Source organism: Kitasatospora sp. NPDC001095 (assembly GCF_053598615.1).
Map to the genome: position 1 here is coordinate 43,670 of NZ_JBSFKQ010000001.1, position 18,884 is coordinate 62,553.

The 18,884-nt window shown below is 74.9% G+C and carries 15 protein-coding genes and 1 pseudogene; 7 read left to right on the plus strand and 9 right to left on the minus strand.

Translation table 11 applies throughout. The features are described from left to right. Position 1: 1 nt before the first annotated feature. Genes ACWDBB_RS00195 through ACWDBB_RS00205 form a run of 3 tightly spaced genes read right to left on the minus strand, consistent with a single transcriptional unit; the run spans position 2 to position 5,831 of the window. Positions 2-4,360 carry an AMP-binding protein gene (locus ACWDBB_RS00195; RefSeq protein ID WP_449787455.1) on the minus strand — a complete coding sequence of 1,453 codons (4,359 nt, stop codon included), beginning with the start codon at positions 4,358-4,360 and terminating at the stop codon, positions 2-4. Further along, on the minus strand, positions 4,357-4,926 hold the full coding sequence (locus ACWDBB_RS00200) for a DUF6309 family protein (RefSeq protein ID WP_449787456.1): 570 nt from the start codon (positions 4,924-4,926) through the stop codon (positions 4,357-4,359). Before ACWDBB_RS00200 ends, ACWDBB_RS00195 begins: the two co-directional genes overlap by 4 nt. Positions 4,927-4,937: 11 nt before the next feature. Continuing rightward, positions 4,938-5,831 (minus strand): phytanoyl-CoA dioxygenase family protein, encoded by an 894-nt coding sequence (locus tag ACWDBB_RS00205; protein ID WP_449787457.1) that lies wholly within the window; start codon positions 5,829-5,831, stop codon positions 4,938-4,940. Between the two features lie 376 nt (positions 5,832-6,207). On the opposite strand from ACWDBB_RS00205, the gene ACWDBB_RS00210 reads away from it, so the two are divergent. The 3 genes from ACWDBB_RS00210 (at position 6,208) to ACWDBB_RS00220 (ending at position 7,945) form a co-directional block, all read left to right on the plus strand. Further along, positions 6,208-6,870, plus strand: coding sequence for a TetR family transcriptional regulator (locus ACWDBB_RS00210; RefSeq protein ID WP_449787458.1), 663 nt, complete (start codon positions 6,208-6,210; stop codon positions 6,868-6,870). Between the two features lie 107 nt (positions 6,871-6,977). Beyond that, a complete protein-coding gene (locus ACWDBB_RS00215) occupies positions 6,978-7,172 on the plus strand; it encodes a DUF1918 domain-containing protein (RefSeq protein ID WP_449787459.1) in 195 nt (64 codons plus the stop codon). Between the two features lie 44 nt (positions 7,173-7,216). Further along, a complete protein-coding gene (locus ACWDBB_RS00220; protein WP_449787460.1) occupies positions 7,217-7,945 on the plus strand; it encodes a DedA family protein in 729 nt (242 codons plus the stop codon). Here the strand turns inward: ACWDBB_RS00220 and ACWDBB_RS00225 are convergent. Next, positions 7,938-8,678: a PIG-L deacetylase family protein gene (locus ACWDBB_RS00225; RefSeq protein ID WP_449787461.1), complete on the minus strand. Its 741-nt coding sequence runs from the start codon at positions 8,676-8,678 to the stop codon at positions 7,938-7,940. The genes ACWDBB_RS00220 and ACWDBB_RS00225 overlap by 8 nt on opposite strands. Before the next feature lie 109 nt (positions 8,679-8,787). Between ACWDBB_RS00225 and ACWDBB_RS00230 the strand changes: the two genes are divergently transcribed. The 3 genes from ACWDBB_RS00230 to ACWDBB_RS00240 are packed head-to-tail and all read left to right on the plus strand — an operon-like array spanning position 8,788 to position 10,709. Beyond that, complete coding sequence (locus ACWDBB_RS00230; RefSeq protein ID WP_449787462.1) at positions 8,788-9,195, plus strand: hypothetical protein; 408 nt, start codon at positions 8,788-8,790, stop codon at positions 9,193-9,195. Between the two features lie 59 nt (positions 9,196-9,254). Beyond that, on the plus strand, positions 9,255-10,274 hold the full coding sequence (locus ACWDBB_RS00235; protein WP_449787463.1) for an MDR family NADP-dependent oxidoreductase: 1,020 nt from the start codon (positions 9,255-9,257) through the stop codon (positions 10,272-10,274). A gap of 42 nt (positions 10,275-10,316) precedes the next feature. Further along, positions 10,317-10,709: a MerR family transcriptional regulator gene (locus ACWDBB_RS00240; protein WP_449787464.1), complete on the plus strand. Its 393-nt coding sequence runs from the start codon at positions 10,317-10,319 to the stop codon at positions 10,707-10,709. A gap of 94 nt (positions 10,710-10,803) precedes the next feature. On the opposite strand, the gene ACWDBB_RS00245 is transcribed toward ACWDBB_RS00240, so the two are convergent. The 5 genes from ACWDBB_RS00245 to ACWDBB_RS00265 form a co-directional block, all read right to left on the minus strand. Further along, positions 10,804-12,057 carry an MFS transporter gene (locus tag ACWDBB_RS00245; RefSeq protein WP_449787465.1) on the minus strand — a complete coding sequence of 418 codons (1,254 nt, stop codon included), beginning with the start codon at positions 12,055-12,057 and terminating at the stop codon, positions 10,804-10,806. A 5-nt stretch (positions 12,058-12,062) separates the two neighbouring features. Further along, on the minus strand, positions 12,063-12,650 hold the full coding sequence (locus ACWDBB_RS00250; protein ID WP_449787466.1) for a GNAT family N-acetyltransferase: 588 nt from the start codon (positions 12,648-12,650) through the stop codon (positions 12,063-12,065). Continuing rightward, positions 12,647-13,942, minus strand: coding sequence for a type III PLP-dependent enzyme (locus tag ACWDBB_RS00255; protein ID WP_449787467.1), 1,296 nt, complete (start codon positions 13,940-13,942; stop codon positions 12,647-12,649). The genes ACWDBB_RS00250 and ACWDBB_RS00255 overlap by 4 nt, the downstream gene beginning before the upstream one ends. Before the next feature lie 74 nt (positions 13,943-14,016). Then, a complete protein-coding gene (locus tag ACWDBB_RS00260) occupies positions 14,017-15,360 on the minus strand; it encodes a DUF6271 family protein (RefSeq protein ID WP_449787468.1) in 1,344 nt (447 codons plus the stop codon). Next, complete coding sequence (locus tag ACWDBB_RS00265; RefSeq protein ID WP_449787469.1) at positions 15,342-16,451, minus strand: phytanoyl-CoA dioxygenase family protein; 1,110 nt, start codon at positions 16,449-16,451, stop codon at positions 15,342-15,344. The genes ACWDBB_RS00260 and ACWDBB_RS00265 overlap by 19 nt, the downstream gene beginning before the upstream one ends. A 432-nt stretch (positions 16,452-16,883) precedes the next feature. Between ACWDBB_RS00265 and ACWDBB_RS00270 the strand changes: the two are divergent. Next, positions 16,884-18,825 (plus strand): annotated as a pseudogene (locus ACWDBB_RS00270) (FUSC family protein). The last annotated feature ends 59 nt before the right edge of the window (positions 18,826-18,884 follow it).

The window sequence follows — 18,884 nt, forward strand, 5'->3', positions numbered from 1 at the left end:
TTCACGGGTTGGTCCTGCCTTCACGGGTGTCGTCTCGGATGTCGTCACGGCTGCCGTGACGGGTGTCGTGACGCGCGTCGTCACGGCTGTCGCGTCGGGCGTCGTCACGGGTGGGCGGGGTCGGACCGACGGGCGGCAGGTAGCCGGCCTCGGCGGCCCAGGTGAGCGCGGCCGACCACCACCGCCGGGTCGGCGCGGCGAAGCGCACGCCCAGCCGGTCGAGCACCGCGGTGGTGTACGCGCTGTCCACCAGGACGCGGCGCTCCTCCTGCGCCGCCCAGGCGGCGGCCACCCGGGCGGCCGTCGGGTGGCGGCGCTCGGCCCGGGCGAGGGCGGCCGCGAAGGCCTCCTCGTCGGTGAGCCGCACGGGGTGGCCGTGCCCGGCCAGCCACCGCACCAGTTCGTCGTGCGGGACGGCGTGCGGCGACTCCACGTGGTACGCGCCGGGCACGGCGTACCGGTCGAGGGCGATCGCGGCGATCCCGGCGGCCACCGTGTCCACGTACGAGAACGCGAAGGCGGTGTCCGGCCGGCTCGGCGCGGCGCCGGCCAGCAGATAGCCGCGGATCAGCTGGTAGATCCGGTTGTCCCCGGCGTTGGCCTGGAACGCGCCGGTCCGGCTGTGCGCCGCGATGTGGCCGCTGCGGTGCAGGTAGGCGGCGTGCCCGCCCGTCGCCCAGGCCCGGACGGCCAGCTCGGCCCGGTACTTGGTCCGCTCGTACGGGGTGCGGAAGTGCTGGCCGATCTCCAGGTCCGCCTCGCTGAAGCGACGCGGCGGGCCGTCCACCCCGCCCGAGACGGCGAGCGTGGAGACGTGGTGGAGCCGGGCGTCCGGGGCGTTCTCGCCGACCCAGTCGAGCAGCCGGCGCACCGCGAGGTGGTTGGTGCGCTCCAGCTCGTCGGGCGAGGCCACCAGCCGGACGTCCGCCGCCGCGTGCACCACCAGGTGGGCGCCCCTGACGAGTTCGCGTCCGGCCGGGGAGAGGCCGAGGCCGTCCCGGTCGACGTCCCCGGCGAGCGCCCGGACGGCGCCTCCGGCTGCGTTGTCGGCTCCGGCTCCGGCTCCGAGCCGTTCCAGCGCCGTGGCGTCGTCCGCGGCCCGCACCAGGCAGGTGACCTCGGCACCGCGCCGGACGAAGGCCTCCAGCAGGTGCCGGCCGAGGTAGCCGGTGGCGCCGGTGAGCAGCACCCGGGCGGGTTCGCGCACCGTCGCCCGGGCGGCGGTCGGGGAGACGCCGGGGTGCAGCAGCTGGCCGGAGGTGGACAGCGCCGCCCGGACGGGCGGCGCGGTGTCCGGCGCCTGCGCCTCGGCCGCCACGGCCCGGGCGAAGCGCCCGGTGATCCGCCCGGCGGCGGGGTGCGGCAGACCGGGCCGGCCGTACACCAGGTCGGCCACCAGCCGATGCTCCACCACCCGTGCGGTGAGGCGCAGTTCGTACAGCGGGTCGCCGCCGGCGCAACGGGCCGTGCCCGCCTGTTCGGCGGCGACGGTCCAGTTCAGCGCGGGCTCCTCGGGCAGCCGGAAGGTGCCGAGGAAGTTGAAGCCGACGGCGGGCCGTTCGCCGGGCACGTCCATCGGCCGGACGGGCGCCTCGCGCAGTCGCCGCGCCACGGTGTCCGGGGTGGCCCCGGCGTCCAGCTCGACGTGCTTGACGGCGGTGAACCAGCCGACGGTGTCCAGGAATTCACCCGGGTCGCCGACCGCGTCCCGGCCGTGGGTCTCGACCTCCACCGCGAGCCGGGGGCGGCCGTCGTCGCCGGTGACGGCCTTCGCGAAGGCGGCCAGCAGCACGGCCTCCAGCCCGGCCCCGGCGCCGTGCCGGGCGATCAGCCGGGCGGTGGCGTCCGGGTCGAGCGCCCAGCTGAGCGTGCCGGGCGCCTCGAACTCCGCTGCCGCTTCGGCTTCCCGGGCTTCCTCGGTCTTCTCGGCAGTGCGCTTCTCATTGCCGTCGACCTGCTGGGCATCGGGCGAGGCGAGCGCCGCCCAGGCGTAGAAGTCGGCCGTCGGCGGCAGGTCGACCGGCTTCCGGTCGAGCACCGCCCGGTACGCGTGCGCCAGATCGTCCAGCAGGATCCGCCAGGACAGTCCGTCGACCACCAGGTGGTGCGCGATCAGCGCGAGCCGGTCGTCGGTGCCGGGCGGGCCGGTGAACAGGTGGGCGCGCAGCAGCCGGCCCGCCGACGGGTCGAGGCTGCGGTGGAGTCCGGTGCAGACCCCGGCGACGGTGTCGGCGATCTCCCCGGCGGCGTTCGGGATCCGCGAGAAGGAGACCGGGTCGAGGTCGGCCACCGCCCGCGGTTCGCCGCAGCCGTCCGGAGTGACCGGCCGGCGCAGCGCCGGGTGCCGCTCCAGGACGCCCGCGACGGCGGCCGAGAGCGCCGCCGGGTCGACGGCGGTGCGACAGCGCAGCAGCACGGACTGGTTCCAGTGCCGCAGGTCCCGCGGCCTCCGCTGCCCGTACAACCAGCGCTGGGCCGGGGCGAGTCGGAGCCCGCCGGTGGAGCCGCGCGGGGCCGGGGCGGACGGCGCGGCCGGGACCGCGGCCGCCGCCAGGCCCTCCGCCGTCGGGTGCCGGTAGAAGTCCTCGTAGGCGACCCGCAGGCCGGAGCGCCGCAGGAAGGCGATGGTGCGCATGGCGAGAATGGAGTCGCCGCCGAGGCCGAGCACGTCGGCGCCCGGCCCGACCACGGGCAGGCCGAGGGCGCCCGCCCAGAAGCTCGCGATCTCCCCGACCAGGCCGCCCCCGGCGTCACCGCCCGGCTCCCCCGCGCCGGCCGCGCCCGACTCGGCCCGGGCCTCGACCAGTTCGGCCGCCAGCTCGGCCAGCCGCTGCCGGTCGAGCTTGCCGTTCGGTCCGACCGGGAACCGCGGCAGCACCAGGATCGGCTGCGGCACGGAGTAGCCGGGGAGCCGGTCCCGCAGGTGGGCCCGCAGCCCATCGAGCCGGTCCGAGCCGTCCGAGCCGTCCGACAGCCGTACGATGCCGATCAGTTGATGGCCGAGCGAGGTTTCCCGCAGCAGCGCCGCCGAGCGGGCGACACCCGGGTACCCGTCCATGGCCCGCTCGACCTCGGCGAGGTCCACCCGGTACCCGCGGACCTTCACCTGGCGGTCCACCCGGCCCAGGAAGACCAGGGTCCCGTCGGCCCGCCGGCGGCACAGGTCACCGGTGCGGTAGACGAGTCGGCCGTCGTGCCGGACGAAGCCGCGGGCGGTCTCGGTCGGCCGGCCGTAGTATCCGGTGGTCAGGCCCCGGCCGCCGATGAGCAGTTCGCCCACCGTGCCGTCCGGGGCCTCCCGGCCGGTGCCGTCCACCACGGTCAGCAGCACCTCGCCGATCGCGGTGCCGATCGGTACGGTCGGCTCCTCGGCGGGCAGCTGGCGGGCGGAGGTGACGAGGAGGCAGGCGGCGCCGACGGTGGTCTCGGTCGGGCCGTAGTGGTTGACCAGCCGCGCGGTGGTGCCGCCGTCGAGCAGGGCGGCGGCGAGCGGGCGGGGCAGCGCCTCGCCGCCGAGCAGCACGGTGTGCAGCGGCGGGGAGTCGGCCGGGCGGCCCTCCAGCAGGGCGGTCAGGTGCGAGGGGGTGGTCTTCAGCACGTCCACCCCGGCCCGGCGCAGCGAGGCCCAGAAGGCCTCCGGGTCGCGCACCTCGCGGTCCGGCACGAGGTGCACCGAACCGCCGGTGGCCAGGGCGAGCAGCCAGGAGGTGTGGCCGAGGTCGGCGGCCAGGGTGGTGACGTGCGCGGCGCACGGCGCGTCGGCCTCGGTGAGGTCGAGCCGCCCGGCCAGCGCCCGGGCGTAGTGCACGGCGTTGGCGTGGGTGACGGCCACCGCCTTGGGCTCGCCGCTCGACCCGGAGGTGAAGGAGAGGTACGCGAGGTCCTCGCCCCGCACCTCGGCCCGCGCCTCACTCCCTCCCGGCGGCAGGCCCGGCAGCGCCTCGACGTCGACCACCTCCCCGCCGAGCCCGCCCTCGGTGGCGAGCACCCGGGCCACCCGGACGGAGGCCAGCCGCCGGGCCAGGTCCGCCGCCGACCAGTCCGGATCGGCCAGCACGGCCGCCGCGCCGGAGCGCAGCACCCCGTGCAGCAGCACCAGCATCCGGGCGTCCCGGGGCCCGACCAGGGCGACCCGGTCCCCCCGGCCGGTGCCGGCGGCGGCCAGCCGGTCGGCGATCCGGTCGGCCGCGGCGTCGACTGTGCGGTAGTCGAAGCCGCGGACGCCGTCGGTCAGAGCGGTCCGGTCGGGGTGGGCCCGGGCGCGGTGGGCGAGCAGCTCGGGCAGCGAACGGGCAGGGCGGGCGGGGTCGGCCGGGTGGCCCGAGGACGCGGAGCGGACGTGCTGCGTCGCGGAGGTCACGCCGACTCGTCCCCCGTCCGGCCCGCCCGGGCGGGCTCGGCGACCACCGCCGGGTCGCCGACCAGGTAGCCGTCCAGCAGCGGCCGCTCGGGCAGCCGTCCGGCCAACTCCCAGGCCAGCATGCGGTGCAGGCCGTCGAGGTGGATCAGACCCGACCGGACCGCGAGGTCCCCGTAGTCGGAGTGGTCGACCGGGGAGGTGCTGAGGAAGAGGGGCGTGAACGGCGCCCGGCGCAGCAGCCGGAGCTTCGTCGCGCAGACCGGGTTGGCGGTGGCCCACGCCGCCCCGCCGGCGCGGACCCGCTCGGCCGCCTCGGCCACCGTCAGTCCGCAGCGCGGCACCAGTTCGAGCTCCCCGCCCTCGCTGAGGTGCCAGGGCAGCACGACGCCCAGGACGTCCGCCCGGGAGAGCCGGATCCGCCACCAGCCGCCGCGGATGCGGTCGGCGCGTTCGAGGTTCTCCTCGCCGTACATGTTGCTGTTCGCCTCGTGGGCCCGCTCCACCGGGTGGTCCCGCAGGTAGGCGTCGTGGACCTCGGGGTAGGCGACGGCGGTGACGATCTCCACGGCAGTGCTCCTCAGACGGTTCCGGTGTACTCGGTGCCGGCGTACTCGGTGCCGGACGGTCCGGTGCCGGCGTACTCGGTGCGCCCGGTACGCCCGGTACGCCCGGCACGGCTCGTGCCGGTGTACTCGGTGAAGTGCCGCTCCGCGAACAGCTCGGGCCACTGGCCGTCGGCCAGGTCCAGTTCGCGGGCCCGGGCGAGCATCCGCCGCCAGTACGGCTTCACCGGGCGCCAGCGCGCCCCCACCTGGCAGTAGGAGGCGTCGACGAAGTAGCGGGGCCGGCCCGGGCCTTCGGGCGCCGGCCGACGGGTGTGGAACAGCGCCGAGTTGAGCAGCACCGTCGAGCCGGGCGGCAGCCGGTCGATCACCACCTCGCCGGCCAGTTCCGCGGTGCCGTGGTGGGCGTAGGCGGACTTGTCGGCGGTGCGCAGGTGCGAGCCGGGCAGGACGGCCAGACTGCCGACCTTCCCGTCCAGTCCGCCGAGGTAGTGCAGCGCGTGGACCATCAGCAGCGACGGGTCGGAGCGGTCGTTGGGCTCGCAGTCGTGGTGCCAGGCCTTGCCCGGGATCCCCGGGTCCTGGCGGTCGCTGTGCAGGTGGTGGAAGACGAAGTCCGGCCCGAGCAGACGGGTCAGGGCGAGCAACAGCGGTGGGAAGGTGAGGAGTTCACCGTGGGCGGGAAGTTCCAGTTCCAGCAGCGGCGGCGGTCCGTACCGTAAGGGGTCGGCGCAGGCGGCGATCGAACGGGCCCGCAGACCCTCGTCCACCCACCGGTCGACCTCGGGGGCGAGCCGTTCGCGCAGCGCTTCCGGCAGCAGGCCGGGCAGGACCAGGTATCCGGCTTCCAGGAACTGGCGGCGGTGCTCGGTGTCGAGGGCCTCGCGCCCTCCGGGCGGCAGCGTCACCGAACCGATCCCCTCCTTCCGGTCGGCGGGGCACACACAGGAACGTGGCGCCACACGGCGTGGCACGGGCAGTGGAGGTACACGGCGTCATCCAGACCTCGGGTGGCGGCGGAGCGTCCGTCACAGGCGCCTCGGCCGCCACAGCTGAATCGCGATCACCACGAAGAGGCATGCGTTGATCACGCAAGGTAGTCCGCCTCAGGAGTATGAACCTGTCCTCGCGTCCACGACAAGGCCGATGCCAACCCGTGGACACCTTCCCGCCACCGTGCCGTTCAGCTCCGGCCACCACTCGCCTCCCGTCGCACGGGCAACTCCGCGCCGATCGCGCCCCGGTGATTCGCCGCCGCAACAGCGGATGCGGCACAGTGAGGTCATGAGCGACAGGACCAACCCCGCCCCCGGACCGGTCAGGCGCCGCCCGGTCCAGCAGCGCAGCCTGGAGCGGTACGGCCGCATCCTGGACGCCTGCGCCGGACTGCTGGACGAGGTCGGGGCGACCGCGCTCACCACCAAGGAGGTGGCCCAGCGCGCCCAGGTGCCGATCGGCACCCTCTACCAGTTCTTCGCCGGCAAGGAGGACCTGCTGGCCGCGCTCGCCACCCGCAACCTCGACCGCTACCTCGAGCGCCTGGACGCCCGGCTGGCCGCCGCCGCACCGGTCGGCCCGGCCGTCTTCACCGACCTCGCGGTGGAGGAGTTCGTGGCGATGAAGCGCGCGGTGCCGGGCTTCGGCCAGCTGGACTTCGGCCTGGCCGTCCCGGCCGTGCCCACCGACGTCCTGGACGACCGGCACCTGCTGGACACCGGCGTCGACAACAACACCGCCGTCGCCCTGCGGCTCCAGTCGCTCGGCGGCGAACTGTTCCGGGCGGGCGACCCGACCGCCACCACGCTCACCCTGCGGGTGGCCCTGGAGGCCGCCGACGCGGTGCTCAAACTGGCCTTCCGGGAGGCCCCGGACGGCGATCCGGCGCTGATCGCCGAGTGCAAGCGGTTGGTCCGCGGCTACCTCGCGCAACAGCCGTCCGCCCGCTGACGCCCACCCCGGGCGCCCGAGGCGTTGCGCACCCGCCGCCCCCGCAGCACAGTGGATAGCGGGAGAGGCCGCGCAGGCGGCCTGCACACGACCCGAGGGAGCAGACCATGCACGCGGCGGTAGGTGACCAGCTCCACATCCACAGCAGATCGGTGGGCATGGTGGACCAGAAGGGCGAGATCGTCGAAGTCCGCGGCACCGACGGCCAACCGCCGTACGTGGTCCGCTTCGAGGACGGCCACGAGGGCCTGATCTACCCCGGCCCCGACTGCAACATCGAACAGCGCCAGGGGGGACGCTGACCGACTCCCCCGCCACCTTGCCCCGCGCGAGGTGGTGAGGAGCGGTGTCCGCCCCCGCGACCCCGCTGCCCGGGGCGCTCGCCGGGCTCGCGCCACTGCTGGACCACTACGGGTACCTCGCGGTGGCGCTGCTCGTGCTGCTGGACAACTGCGGCATCCCGGTGCCAGGGCAGACCATCCTGGTGCTGGCCTCGGTGTACGCCGGCGCCGGGCACCTGGACTTCGCCGCCGTGCTGTTAACCGCGGCCGGCGCCGCCGCGCTCGGCAACAGCCTCGGCTACCTGATCGGCCACACCGGCGGGCGCGCCTTCGTCCACCGCTGGGGCCGCTACGTGCTGCTCACCCCGGCCCGGATGGAGCGCGCCGACGGCTTCTTCGCCCGGCACGGCGGCAAGGTGGTCACCGTCGCCCGCTTCGTGGACGGGCTGCGCCAGTACAACGGGATCATCGCCGGGACGGCGGAGATGCCCTGGCGCCGGTTCCAGCCGTTCAACCTGCTCGGCGCGGTGCTGTGGACGGCGGTCTGGGGCACCTTCGGTTACGTCGCCGGGGCCCACATCGGCACCGTCTACCACACGGCGCTGCGCTACCAGATCTGGTTCGCGATCGCTCTCGGCGTGCTGGTCGCCGCCCTCCTGCTGCGGCAGGTGCTGCGCTACCGCCGTCGGCGCCGCGCGGGCACCGACGGCCCCACGGACGGCTCCGAGGACGCCGGATCCGAGGACGGGTCCGAGGACGACGGATCCGAGGACGGGTCCGAGGCTCCTAGCTGAGCGGGAACACCTCGAACGACACCGCGAAACGCGTCCCCAGCCGGGTCCCGGCGCCCCGGCCGGCACCCTCCAGGAACTCCCGGGGCTCCGCCATCGCCCCGCCCAGTCCGGCCAGGTACGCCCGGTGCTCCTCCAGTGAGGCGACGCCCCGGTCGAAGGTGTCGGTGGTGTCCACCGCGTGCTTCGCCTCCGGCGAGGCCGCCGCCCAAATCTGCCGCACGCCGTTCCACGGCTCGTGGCCCTCGGCCAGCAGCTCGCGGAACACCCAGCGGTTCCCGGCGTCCCTGACCCCGTCCAGGGTGGCCCGCCCGACCGCGATGTGGTCGGCCTGGTTGAGGAACTCCCCGCCGTAGGTGTCCCGGAAGTTGCTGGTGATCACGATGTCCGGCCGGTGTCTGCGCACCAGCCGGGCGATGTCCCGGCGCAGCGGCAGCCCGTACTCGACCACGCCGTCCGGGTAGCCGAGGAACTCCACGGTCTCGACGCCGACCACGCGGGCCGAGGCGAGCTGCTCGGCCTCGCGCAGCGGGCCGCACTCGGCCGGGTCCAGCCCGTCGATGCCCGCCTCGCCGCTGGTGACCATCGCGTAGACGACCGTCTTGCCCTGCGAGGTCCAGCGGGCGACGGCCGCGGCCCCGCCGTACTCCATGTCGTCGGGGTGGGCGACGATCGCCAGCGCCGTCCGCCAGTCCTCGTCGACGGGCTCGAAGGACTCGGGGGCCAGCTCGCTCATGCTGCTCGTTCCTCTCGATGCGGCTCACGGTCGTCCGGGGGTCCGGCCGTGGACCATGATCCGGCGGCCGACTGGGAACTTACCCCGCGTCAGGTGGCGTCGAAGGGGCATGACCCGCTACCAGCTCGGCTTCGTCCACGCGGCACTCGCCCTGCTCATCCTGGAGACCGTCGCCGCCGTCATGCTGTTCCTCATCGCCTCCCCGATGATCGGCGGCCTCTCGTTGCGCCACGACACGTGGGACGTGCCGCTCGGCGTGCTGATCGCGTCGGTGGTGGGCGTGTCCGCCGTGCTCAACACGTGGGCGGTCAAGGCGGTGTCGCGGATGGGCATGGCGGGCGAGCGGACCGGGCGCCGCCGGCTGGCCCTGGCCGGCGCCGCGGTGGTCCAGCTCGGTCTGGCCGCGCTCGGCCTGCGGCACGAGAACACGCCGGCCGTCCTCTACCCGGTCGTGGTGCTGCTCCTCCTCGCGGCGCTGTCCGGCCGGCTTGCCTCTGACGCAGGGGTCAGGGGTTAGCGTCCGGGCACCCCGCGGCGGCACCGGCCGCCGCTCCCCTCGTTCCGAGGAGTGCCGCCATGGCCCTGCCCGCCACCGCCCGTGTCGTCCGGCTGACCGCCGCGCCGAAGGGGCTGCCCGCCCCCGGGGACTTCGCCGTGGCCGAGGAGCCCCTGGGCGCGCCCGGCCCCGGGGAGGTGCTGGTCCGCAACCGGGCCTTCCTGGTCTTCCCCGCACTGCGCACGCTGATCGGCGGCGCGGGCTCCGGCCTGCCGCTGCCGGGCATCGCCCCCGGGGACGCGCTGTTCGGGCCCGCCCTCGGCGAGGTGCTGGCCGCCCCCGGGGGCGGGCCGCTGCGCCCGGGCGACCTGGTCACCCACCTGTACGGCTGGCGGGACCACGCGCTCGCCCCGGCCGGGCGTTTCACCGCCGTCCCGGCGGACTTCCCGGACCCGCTCGCCCTGGTCTCCTCCGCCGCGGCCGGCTACGGCGGGCTGACCCGCTGCGCCGGGGTGCGCCCGGGCGACGTGGTGCTGGTGACCGGCGCGGCGGGCGCGGTCGGCACGGTGGCCGGACAGGTCGCCAGGCTGCTCGGCGCCGCCCGGGTGATCGGCACCACCCGCTCGCCCGCCAAGGCCGAGCGGCTGACCGCCGAACTCGGCTACGACGCCGTGCTGGTGCCCGGCGAGCGGCCGCTCGCCGAGCAGTTGGCCGGGGCCGCGCCGGACGGCGTCGACGTCGTGCTGGACCTGGTCGGCGGCGAGCAGCTGACCGCCGCCGTGGCCGCGGCCCGGCGCGGCGCCCGCCTCGCCCTGGTCGGCACCCTGGCCGGTCAGCTCGCCCCGGAGCGCCAGGGCGGCGACGCGCCGACCGTGATCGACGCGTTCCGGGTCGTCACCCTCGGTCTGAGCCTGCGCGGCTTCACCGTGCCGGACCACCCGGGCCTGGAGGCCGAGTGGCGGGAGCACCTGGCCGGCTGGCTGCGCGCCGGGGAGATCGTCCTGCCCCGGACGCCGGTGGCGGGCATCGACCGGGCCGCCGAGGCGTTGGCCGGAGTGTTCACCGGGAACACCTTCGGGACCACCCTCGTGGAACTCTGACCATCCGGTACGACGACCGGGTACGACGACCAGGGAGCGGGCATGCGGATCGGCGACGCGGCGGCAGGGGCGGGCACCACGCCCAGGGCACTGCGCTTCTACGAGCAGCGCGGCCTGCTCCACCCGCCGGCCCGCTCCGCCTCCGGCCAGCGCGAGTACGGCCCGGACGACGTCGCCCGGGTCCGGGTGATCCGCCAACTCCTCGCCGTGGGGCTGACGGTGGACGACCTGGCCAGCCGGGCCCACCGCCTCGACCTGCTCGGACAGGACCCGCCGGTCCGCTGCTCCGGCTCTCCCGGCCCGGACACCTTCGCCCCCGTAGTCCACGCCCGACTGGCCGCCCTGGACGTCGAGATCGCCCGCCTCACCGCGCTGCGCGCCAAGCTCGCCCACCACATCGCGACCGGCGGCTCGGACGTGCCGGCCGAGGCCTGACGGATGCGGGAAGCCCGTCCGAAGGATGCGGGAAGCCCGGCCGGCACCTCGCGACGGGGGTTGCGGGAGGTGCCGGACGGGCGTGCGGGGCGGATCAGGACGCGTCGGTGGCGAGTCGGCCGTCGGCGACCGGGGCGGCGGCGCCGTCCCGCCCGGTCCAGCCGATCCTGGTCGCGCAGAGGGAGACGACGGCCGCCGAGGCGGCGACGGCGGCCATGCCCCAGAGCAGGCTGGTGGCACCGGCGATGAAGCCGATCACGGCGGGGCCGGCCAGCAGGCCGGTGGTGCCCATGGCGGCGACCAGCGAGAGGGCGTCGGCGCCCTGCCGGGCCGCGGCGACGTAGACGCACGGGGTCACCGCGGCCACGCCGAGACCGACGCAGGCGAAGCCCAGCAGGGTCGGGACCACGCCGCCGACCGCCAGCGCGAGGGCGAGCCCGAGGCCGGCCAGCAGGCTGCCGGTGCGCACGATCCGTCCGTCGCCGAAGCGGGTGCGCCAGCCGTCCGCGAAGATCCGGGCGCAGACCATCATCACCGAGACCACCGCGATGCCCATCGGGGCCAGTCCGGCGCCGGCGTGCACGTAGTCCTTGAGGTAGAGCGCCGACCAGTCGTTCATGGCGCCCTCGGTGACGGTGCCGAACACCATCGCCAGGCCCATCCACAGGGTCGCGACGGTCGGCAGCACGAAGCCGCGGCGCTGCTTCTTCTCCGCCGATTCGCCGGTGTCTCCGGTGTCGCCGGCGTCGGCGGCACCCTCGGCGTCGGCCGCCGCGGCCGGGCCGTCCGCGAGCAGCCCCGGCCGGGCGGCCACCACCAGCACCGCGAGCAGCGCGGCGGCGAGCCCGAAGTGCACCGCCAGGGTGCCGGTGGCGGAGGTGACGCCCGAGGCCAGCAGCGCGGCGAGCAGCGAGCCGGCGCTGAAGGTGGCGTGCAGCCTGGACATCGTGGTCCGCTCGAAGCGCGCCTCGAGCGCGGCGCCCTGGGCGTTCATCGCGACGTTCAGGCAGCCGACCGCGACGCCGTCGAAGAACAGCACCAGCAGCGTGACCGGGTAGTTCGGCACCACCGAAAGGGCGAGCAGGATCACGCCGAGGGCGAGTGCGGACAGCACCGAGAGCAGCCGGGAGCCGAGCCGCCGCATCAGCACCGCGACCACGGGGAAGGACACCGCCGCGCCGATGCCGCAGGTCATCAGCAGGAGGCCGATCTGGGCCTCGCCCAGGTCGAGCCCGGCCTTGAGCGCGGGCACCCGGGAGACCCAGGTCGCGTACTGGAATCCGAGGACGAAGAACAGTGCGCCGATGGCCACTTGGGACCGGCGGAACTCGTCGCGAACGGGGGACATCGGTATCAGCCCACTTCGGCTCTGGGACGCGGCCCGGGGACCGGGTCGGTGGAGTGCGGCAGCGGCCGGGCCGGGACGGGGTCCAGCGGCATCGCCATGTAGACCGCCCGGGTGCCGTAGCTCTCGGGCAGTTCGATCTCGGGCCGGGCGCGGTAGCCCAGCGGGGTCCACAGCACGTGCGAACCGCGGACGGCGACCAGCGAGGCGGTGCGGTAGCCGGCCGCCCGGGCGGTCTCCTCCAGGTGCCGCAGCATCCGCAGGGCCAGGCCCCGGCCGCGCAGGCCCTCGGAGATCACCAGGTCATGGGCGTGCATGTTGGTCGGCCGCTCGCCCGCACCGGGCGCGGTCCCGCCCTCGTCCTCGCTGCGGCCGAGGTCCGGGCAGCGGAACAGCGGGTACGGCAGGGCGAGCAGGTAGCCGCCGAGGCCGCCCACGTGCTCCAGCACGAAGCAGGTGTCCGGCGAGGCGCGGTGCCGGGAGCGCAGGGCCTCGCGGCCCTCGGACAGGCCGCTGGCGGCGTAGGCGCGCTCCTCCAGCGCGACCACCTCGTCCCAGTCCTCCTCCCGGAGCAGCCGGATGCGGTACTCGCTCATGCGCTTCCTTCCTCGCGGCGCCCGCCGACGCAGGTGTACGGCAGCGGCGCGAAGCCGTTGAACCCCTGGGTGGCGTAGGCCGTGGCGTACGCGCCGCAGGAGTGGATCCAGACCGGGTCGCCGGAGCCGAGCGCGCGCGGGACGCGCACCAGGCCGTCCTCCTGCGCGTACGCGTCGTCGCTGTCGCAGGTCGGGCCGGCCACCACGGCGTTGACGAACCGGCCGCCGGGGTGGGTGGGGAACTCCAGCCGGTACTGCAACTGGTCCATCTCGTACAGGCCGTTGAACTTGCCGCAGCTCAGGTAGAGCCAGTCGTCCCTGGTGCCGTCGAGGCGGCGGCGGGAGGTGAGCCGGGAGACGTGGGCGCGGATCGCGCCGTGGTCGGCGACGAGGTGGCGCCCGGGCTCCAGCAGGAACTCCAGCGGCCCTGCGTTGACGGCGCGCAGCCGTTCCATGCCTTCGCGGATCACCGCGAACATCTTGTCCAGTGGCGGGTCGAGCGGGCGGCCGCCGCGGTCGAGGACGCCGAGGGCGGGCAGGCCGCCGCCGAGGTTGATCCGGGTGGGGATGATGCCGCGCCGGTTGAGTGCCTCCAGCACGGCGGCCAGCGAGTCGATCGCCGCGGCCCAGGCCTCGGCGGTCATCTGCTGGGAGCCGACGTGCACCGACAGGCCGGAGGGCACCAGCCCGGCGGTGCGGGCTTCGTCGAGCACCCGCAGCGCATCCTCGGGCGAGCTGCCGAACTTGTGGCTCAGGCCCCACAGGGCGCCCTCGCCGCTGGTCGCGATCCGGCAGAACACCCGTGCGCCGGGGGCGTGTTCGGCGATCGCCGCGACGTCCTCCAGGCTGTCGGTGGCGAAGTCGCGCACGCCCAGCCGGTGGGCCTCGGCGATGTTGCGGTCGGACTTGACGGTGTTGCCGTAGTGGATCAGCCCGGGCGGCACTCCGGTGCGCAGCGCCTGGGCGATCTCCTGCGGGCTGGCCGCGTCGAAGCCGGAGCCGAGCGCGGCGAGGTGGTCCAGCACCTCGTCCACCGGGCAGGCCTTCATCGCGAACCGGACGGCCACGCCGGGGAGTTCGGCGCACAGGGCGGTGTACTGGCGGCCGATGCCGTCGAGGTCGTAGATGATGGTGTCCTCGGTGGCGGTGGCGAGCGCGGCGCGCAGCGCGCGGTGGTCGTGCTCGTCGGGGCGCGGCGGGTTCGCCGGGGGCGCGTCGGTGTGCACCGCGGAGACGACCGGGACGCGGTGTGTGGTGTTCGCGGTCCGGTGTCCCGCGGTCTGGTGTGCCATGGTCTGCGGTGTCACGGCCTGCGGCGGCGCCACGGACTGCGGTGTCACGGCCTGGTGTTTCACGGTCTGGCGTGTCACGTGGAGCTCCCCCTCGGCCTGCGCGGCAGCCGGTCGGCGGGGGTGGTCCTGCTCGCCCGCACCAGCGGGCCCCACGCGTCGATCAGTGTCGCGAAGTCCTCGATGTCCGCCTGCGCCTCGTCGAGCAGGCGCGCCCGCAGGGGCGCCAGGTGGTCCGCGAACTCGGCGTACTTCCCGCCGAGTCGCCGGTAGCAGCGGTCGAGTTCGGCGAGCCTGCGGTGGTTCTCCGCGCGGTCCGTCGCGGCGCTGCGGCGGGCGGATTCGGCGATCGGCTCGGGGCGGACGCGGTGCTGCTCGTCGAGCAGGGCGTCGCCGGCGGCCTCCATCTCGGAGTAGACCGGGTAGAGGTAGAGCATCGACAGCAGGAACTTGGCGTAGCGCAGCTGGTAGGCGGTGAAGCCGGGGCCGGTGCGCCGTTCCGGGGTGTGGTAGTTGACGATGTGGCGGTTGTGGGTGACGCCCGGCAGGGTCGCGTCACGCACCAGGTGGTGCAGGAAGTAGTCGCTGCCTATGGTGTCGGTGGCGGGCGGCAGCGGCACCCGTTCGTACACCTCGTGGTGGAGGGCGATGTTGCACATGTCGATGTGCCAGATGTCGGGCAGGTCGAGCACCGCGAGGTCGGTGGTGAACGGTTCGGTGCCGCCGCCGGTGAAGGATTCGGCGACCAGTTCGCGCTTCTCCTCCTCGCTCGCGCCGGTGGGCGCCCAGAGCGCGACCACGTCGTGGTAGACCTCGGGGTCGAGTTCGCGGATATCGCCGACGTCGACGGAGAGTTCACCGACGAAGGAGGCGCCGACCAGGGCGACCCGTTTGTCCGCGTGCACCGGGTCGAGGGTGTTCCGGGTGACGGCGGCGGCCGCGTCGGCGGCCTTCAGCCCGAGCGTGGCCAGCTCGTGCTCGATCGGGAACACCGGTTCGCCGTCGAGCAGTTGGTAGCGACTGTCGGAGTCCCGGCGGTGCACCGACTCGCAGCCGAGGGCGGCGGCCAGCAGGAACGCCCGGTTGGTGCAGGCCCCGTAGGAGACGGCGCCCGGCAGCATGAGGTCCAGCAGCCGGTCCGGTCCGGCCTCGCCGGCCGCTCCGGAGCGCTCGATCACCGAGCGCAGGAAGTCGCGTTGGGCGTCCTCGTCCAGGTGGTGGACGACCACGCCCTCGACGGCCGGCAGGGCGGCGAGGGCCACGGCGTGCCGCTCCCTGGCCGCCAGGTCGGCGGAGTCCAGCACCAGCAGGTGCACCCGGACGCCGAACCGCCGTACGGCGTGGGCGGCTTCGGCGCCGATCGCGGTGATGGTCTCCGCGCACTCGCGGTTGGTGGGCAGGGTCAGGCAGACGTCGCGCATTCCCGCTCCCCCGTGGCGGCCGGCCGGTCGTTCCCGTGCTCCTCGAAGGGCTTGCCGCTCCAGGACCGCAGGCCGAGCAACTTCTCCCCCAGTTCGGTGAGTTCGGCGGTCCCGTAGCGCTGGGCCTCGGGCCGGTCGGCGTCGCCGACCAGGGTGCGGTTCCAGTCCGGGGTGGCGAGCGTGCGCCAGGACTCCACCCGGGAGCGGCGCAGCTTCTCGGACTCCTCCAGGGCCGGCATCATCGACAGGTACTGCACCGCGCGCACGCCGTTCTCGGAGGTGTTGCGCTCCACGCCGTGGGCGAGCAGACCGTTCCAGATCAGCAGGTCACCGGCCTTCAACTCGGGCCGCACGACGGGGAACTCGGTGCGGTCGACGTCGGGGCGGATCGGGTCGCGGTCGGCCGGCTGGGCGGCCTGCCACTCGTTGAAGCGGCGGAACAGCTCGGGGGAGCACTGGAAACCGCCGTGGTCGGGGGCGGTGTCGTCGAGCGCGATGATGCCCTGGACGCGCTGCGGCAGCATGCCCTGGGTGGTGTCGACGTCCCAGTGCAGCTCGATGTCGAAGCCGCGGTCGGTGGGCTCGATCAGCGCGCGGTCGCGGTTGCGGATGTTGGGCGGGTTGAGGTTGAGCCGGTCGAGGGTGACCCAGAGCTCCTCGCAGTCCCAGACGTCCACGAAGGCGTCGTAGACGCGCTGCGACTGGCGGCTGTCCCAGAGGAGTTGGTGGTGGTAGGCCTCGACGAAGCCGTAGATGTGCAGGTGTCGGTCGAGTTCGTCGCGGTACTCGCGCTCGCGGTACCAGTCCTCGGGGCGGTCCGGTGACAGGCCCTGGAACTCCCAGGCGAAGTCGAGCAGTCGGCGCGCGGCCTCGGCCGGGATCGCCTGCTTCACCACCACGTAGCCGTAGCTCTGCCAGAACGCGTGGTCCTCCTCGGAGAGCACCCGCAGCGGGTGCTTCTTGCGGATGTCGCGCAGGGCGGTGCGGGCGAGGTAGCTCTCGGTGTCGGCGCTGAAGTAGGGGCGCTCCGACGCGGCCCGGTACAGGTACTCCCCGGCGGGCGCGTCGGGGCGTTCGGCAGGGCTCGGCATGGGCAGTCACTCCATGGTTCGTAGTCGGCGCAGCGCTTCCTCATGCGCTCGGTGCGGGCACGGCGGGTCGACGGCCGGTCGACGGCCGTGGCGGGAATCCGGGCGCGCGGCGGAGGGTCCGTCCGCACACGGTCCTTGCCACCTCGCCCCGACGGGCACGGAACAGCGCCACATCAGGGGGCCAACTCGCCCGCCCGGAAGGGTGTCTCACCCCACATCAGCCACTGCCGTACCGCGCTCCCCATACGTTGGACTAGACCAACTAATGGTGTCAACCCTTTCCCGAGGGTTGCCGATTGGGAAATCCGCGCAGCTCACAACGCCTCTCGGGGTTCGCTTTATGTTTCGGAGACTGACATAAGCGCGGGTATGTTTCCGGAATTGACATAAGCGCGAACGGTGAACCGGACGGGCCGGCCGTACGTTGGGCGTATGGCACGCGCGCTGACGGCTCCCCCGTGGCTGACCGAGGGCCTGCGGCCCCGGGCCGCGCCGATCCCCCGGGCCGCGGTCGCCCGCGCCTCCGTCGCACTCGCCGCCCCGCTCGCGGTGGGCACCGCCACCGGGCGGCCCGCGTACGGCGCGCTGGTGTCGATGGGCGCGCTGTCCGGAGTCATCGGGGACACCGCCGACGCGTACCGGATGCGGGTGTTCAACATCGCCGTGCCCCAGCTCTTCGGCGCCCTCGGAATGCTGTGCGGCACCCTGGTGTTCGGCTCCGGCTGGGCGGCCGTCGCGACGCTGACCGTCGTCGCCCTGGTCTCCGGCATGATCTCCTCGATCGGCGCGGTCGCCTCCGTCTCCGGACTGCTCCTGCTGCTCAACGCCGTCGTCGGGGCCGGCCTGCCGCTGCCCTCGCCCTGGTGGCTGCCGCCCGCCCTGCTGCTGCTCGGCGGCCTGGTCGTGCTCGCCCTGACCCTGCTCGCCTGGCCGCCTGCGCCTGGGCGTCCCCGAGCGGGTGGTGGTCGCCGACACCTACCGGGCGGTCGCCGACCTGCTGGCGGCCGCCGGCACCCCGGAGTACGACGGCCGCCGCCGCGAGCTCACCCGCTCGCTCAACCAGTCCTACGACCTGCTGCTCGCCCGCCGGGCCCGGCGGCACGGCCGCTCACCCACCCTGGTGCGGCTGCTCGCCCAGCTCAACGCGGTGATCCCGGTGGTCGAGGCGGCCCCGGCGGCCCAGCTGCGCCCGCCCGAGTTCGGCCCGCTGTCCGCCGGCTACCCGGCCGCCGTGCGCGCGCTGGCCGACGCCGTCGAGCAGGGCCGCACCGGCCCGCCCCCGCCGCTCGACCTGCCGGTCCCGGCCGGCCCGTCCACCCGCGCGCTGGTCGAGGCGGTCCGGCACGCCGCCGCCGTCGTGTACGAGGCCGCGCCCGACCCGTACGCCGACGAGGACCGGCTCGGCCGGCCCGCCCGCCTCGCGGTCCGGGCCCGGCGCGCGGCCAGGGCACTGCTGCTGTCCGACACCTCCTGGCGGTACGGGCTGCGGCTGGCGCTGTGCATCGGGCTGGCGCAGGTGCTGGTCTCGGCGATCGCGGTGCCCCGCTCGTACTGGGTGGCGCTGACCGTGACCTTCGTGATGAAGCCCGACTTCGGCTCGGTGTTCTCCCGCGCGGTGCTGCGCGCGCTCGGCACCGCGGCCGGGCTGCTGATCGCCATCCCGGTACTGGCCGAGGTGCCGCACGGCTGGTGGGACGTCCCGGTGATGGCGGCGCTGGCCGCGCTGATCCCCGCGCTGTCCGCCAAGGGGTACGCCTTCCAGACCGCGGCCATCACCCCGGTCATCCTGCTGCTCTCCGACCTGCTCAACCACCAGGGCTTCCACCTGGTGCTGCCCCGGCTCTACGACTCGCTGATCGGCTGCGGCATCGCGCTGCTGGTCGGCTACCTGCTGTGGCCCGAGTCCTGGCACACCCGGATCGGCGACCGCCTCGCCGACGCCGTCCAGGACACCGCTGCGTACGTGTCGCTGGCCCTCACCACCGCGCCCGGACAGGACGAACCGGCCCGCGCCCACTACCGGCGGCGGCTCTACCGGGACCTGTCCACGGTGCGCAGCGAGTTCCAGCGGGCACTCACCGAGCCCCCGCCGGTCGGCCCCCGGGCGGAGGCGTGGTGGCCGGTGGTGATCGCGGTCGAGCGGATCGTGGACACCACCACGGCCACCCGGGTGCGGATCGAGCACGGCGCGCCGGTGCCGGCCCCCGAGGACGTCGCCGCCGTCACCCGGGAGCTGACCGGCCTGGCCGAGGCGCTGCGCACCGGGGCGCCGCTGCCGGCGGCGGAACCGGACGTGCTGTCGCCGGACTGCGCCCTGGCCCGGCTGCACCACGAGGTGCACGCGGCCCGCTCGGTGGCGGCGCCGGTGGTCTGAGCGGCGCCCGGTGCGGCCGGTGTCGGCCGAGGGCGCCGCCGCCGGGCCTCGGTCCCGGC

What these genes read in the sequence shown, in the direction of transcription:
- ACWDBB_RS00210 (WP_449787458.1), top strand. Translation starts at nt 6,208, where the DNA reads ATGAGCGACAGGACCAACCCCGCCCCCGGACCGGTCAGGCGCCGCCCG.
- ACWDBB_RS00215 (WP_449787459.1), top strand. Translation starts at nt 6,978, where the DNA reads ATGCACGCGGCGGTAGGTGACCAGCTCCACATCCACAGCAGATCGGTG.
- ACWDBB_RS00225 (WP_449787461.1), bottom strand. Translation starts at nt 8,678, where the DNA reads ATGAGCGAGCTGGCCCCCGAGTCCTTCGAGCCCGTCGACGAGGACTGG.
- ACWDBB_RS00230 (WP_449787462.1), top strand. Translation starts at nt 8,788, where the DNA reads ATGACCCGCTACCAGCTCGGCTTCGTCCACGCGGCACTCGCCCTGCTC.
- ACWDBB_RS00235 (WP_449787463.1), top strand. Translation starts at nt 9,255, where the DNA reads ATGGCCCTGCCCGCCACCGCCCGTGTCGTCCGGCTGACCGCCGCGCCG.
- ACWDBB_RS00240 (WP_449787464.1), top strand. Translation starts at nt 10,317, where the DNA reads ATGCGGATCGGCGACGCGGCGGCAGGGGCGGGCACCACGCCCAGGGCA.
- ACWDBB_RS00245 (WP_449787465.1), bottom strand. Translation starts at nt 12,057, where the DNA reads ATGTCCCCCGTTCGCGACGAGTTCCGCCGGTCCCAAGTGGCCATCGGC.
- ACWDBB_RS00250 (WP_449787466.1), bottom strand. Translation starts at nt 12,650, where the DNA reads ATGAGCGAGTACCGCATCCGGCTGCTCCGGGAGGAGGACTGGGACGAG.
- ACWDBB_RS00255 (WP_449787467.1), bottom strand. Translation starts at nt 13,942, where the DNA reads ATGGCACACCAGACCGCGGGACACCGGACCGCGAACACCACACACCGC.
- ACWDBB_RS00260 (WP_449787468.1), bottom strand. Translation starts at nt 15,360, where the DNA reads ATGCGCGACGTCTGCCTGACCCTGCCCACCAACCGCGAGTGCGCGGAG.
- ACWDBB_RS00265 (WP_449787469.1), bottom strand. Translation starts at nt 16,451, where the DNA reads ATGCCGAGCCCTGCCGAACGCCCCGACGCGCCCGCCGGGGAGTACCTG.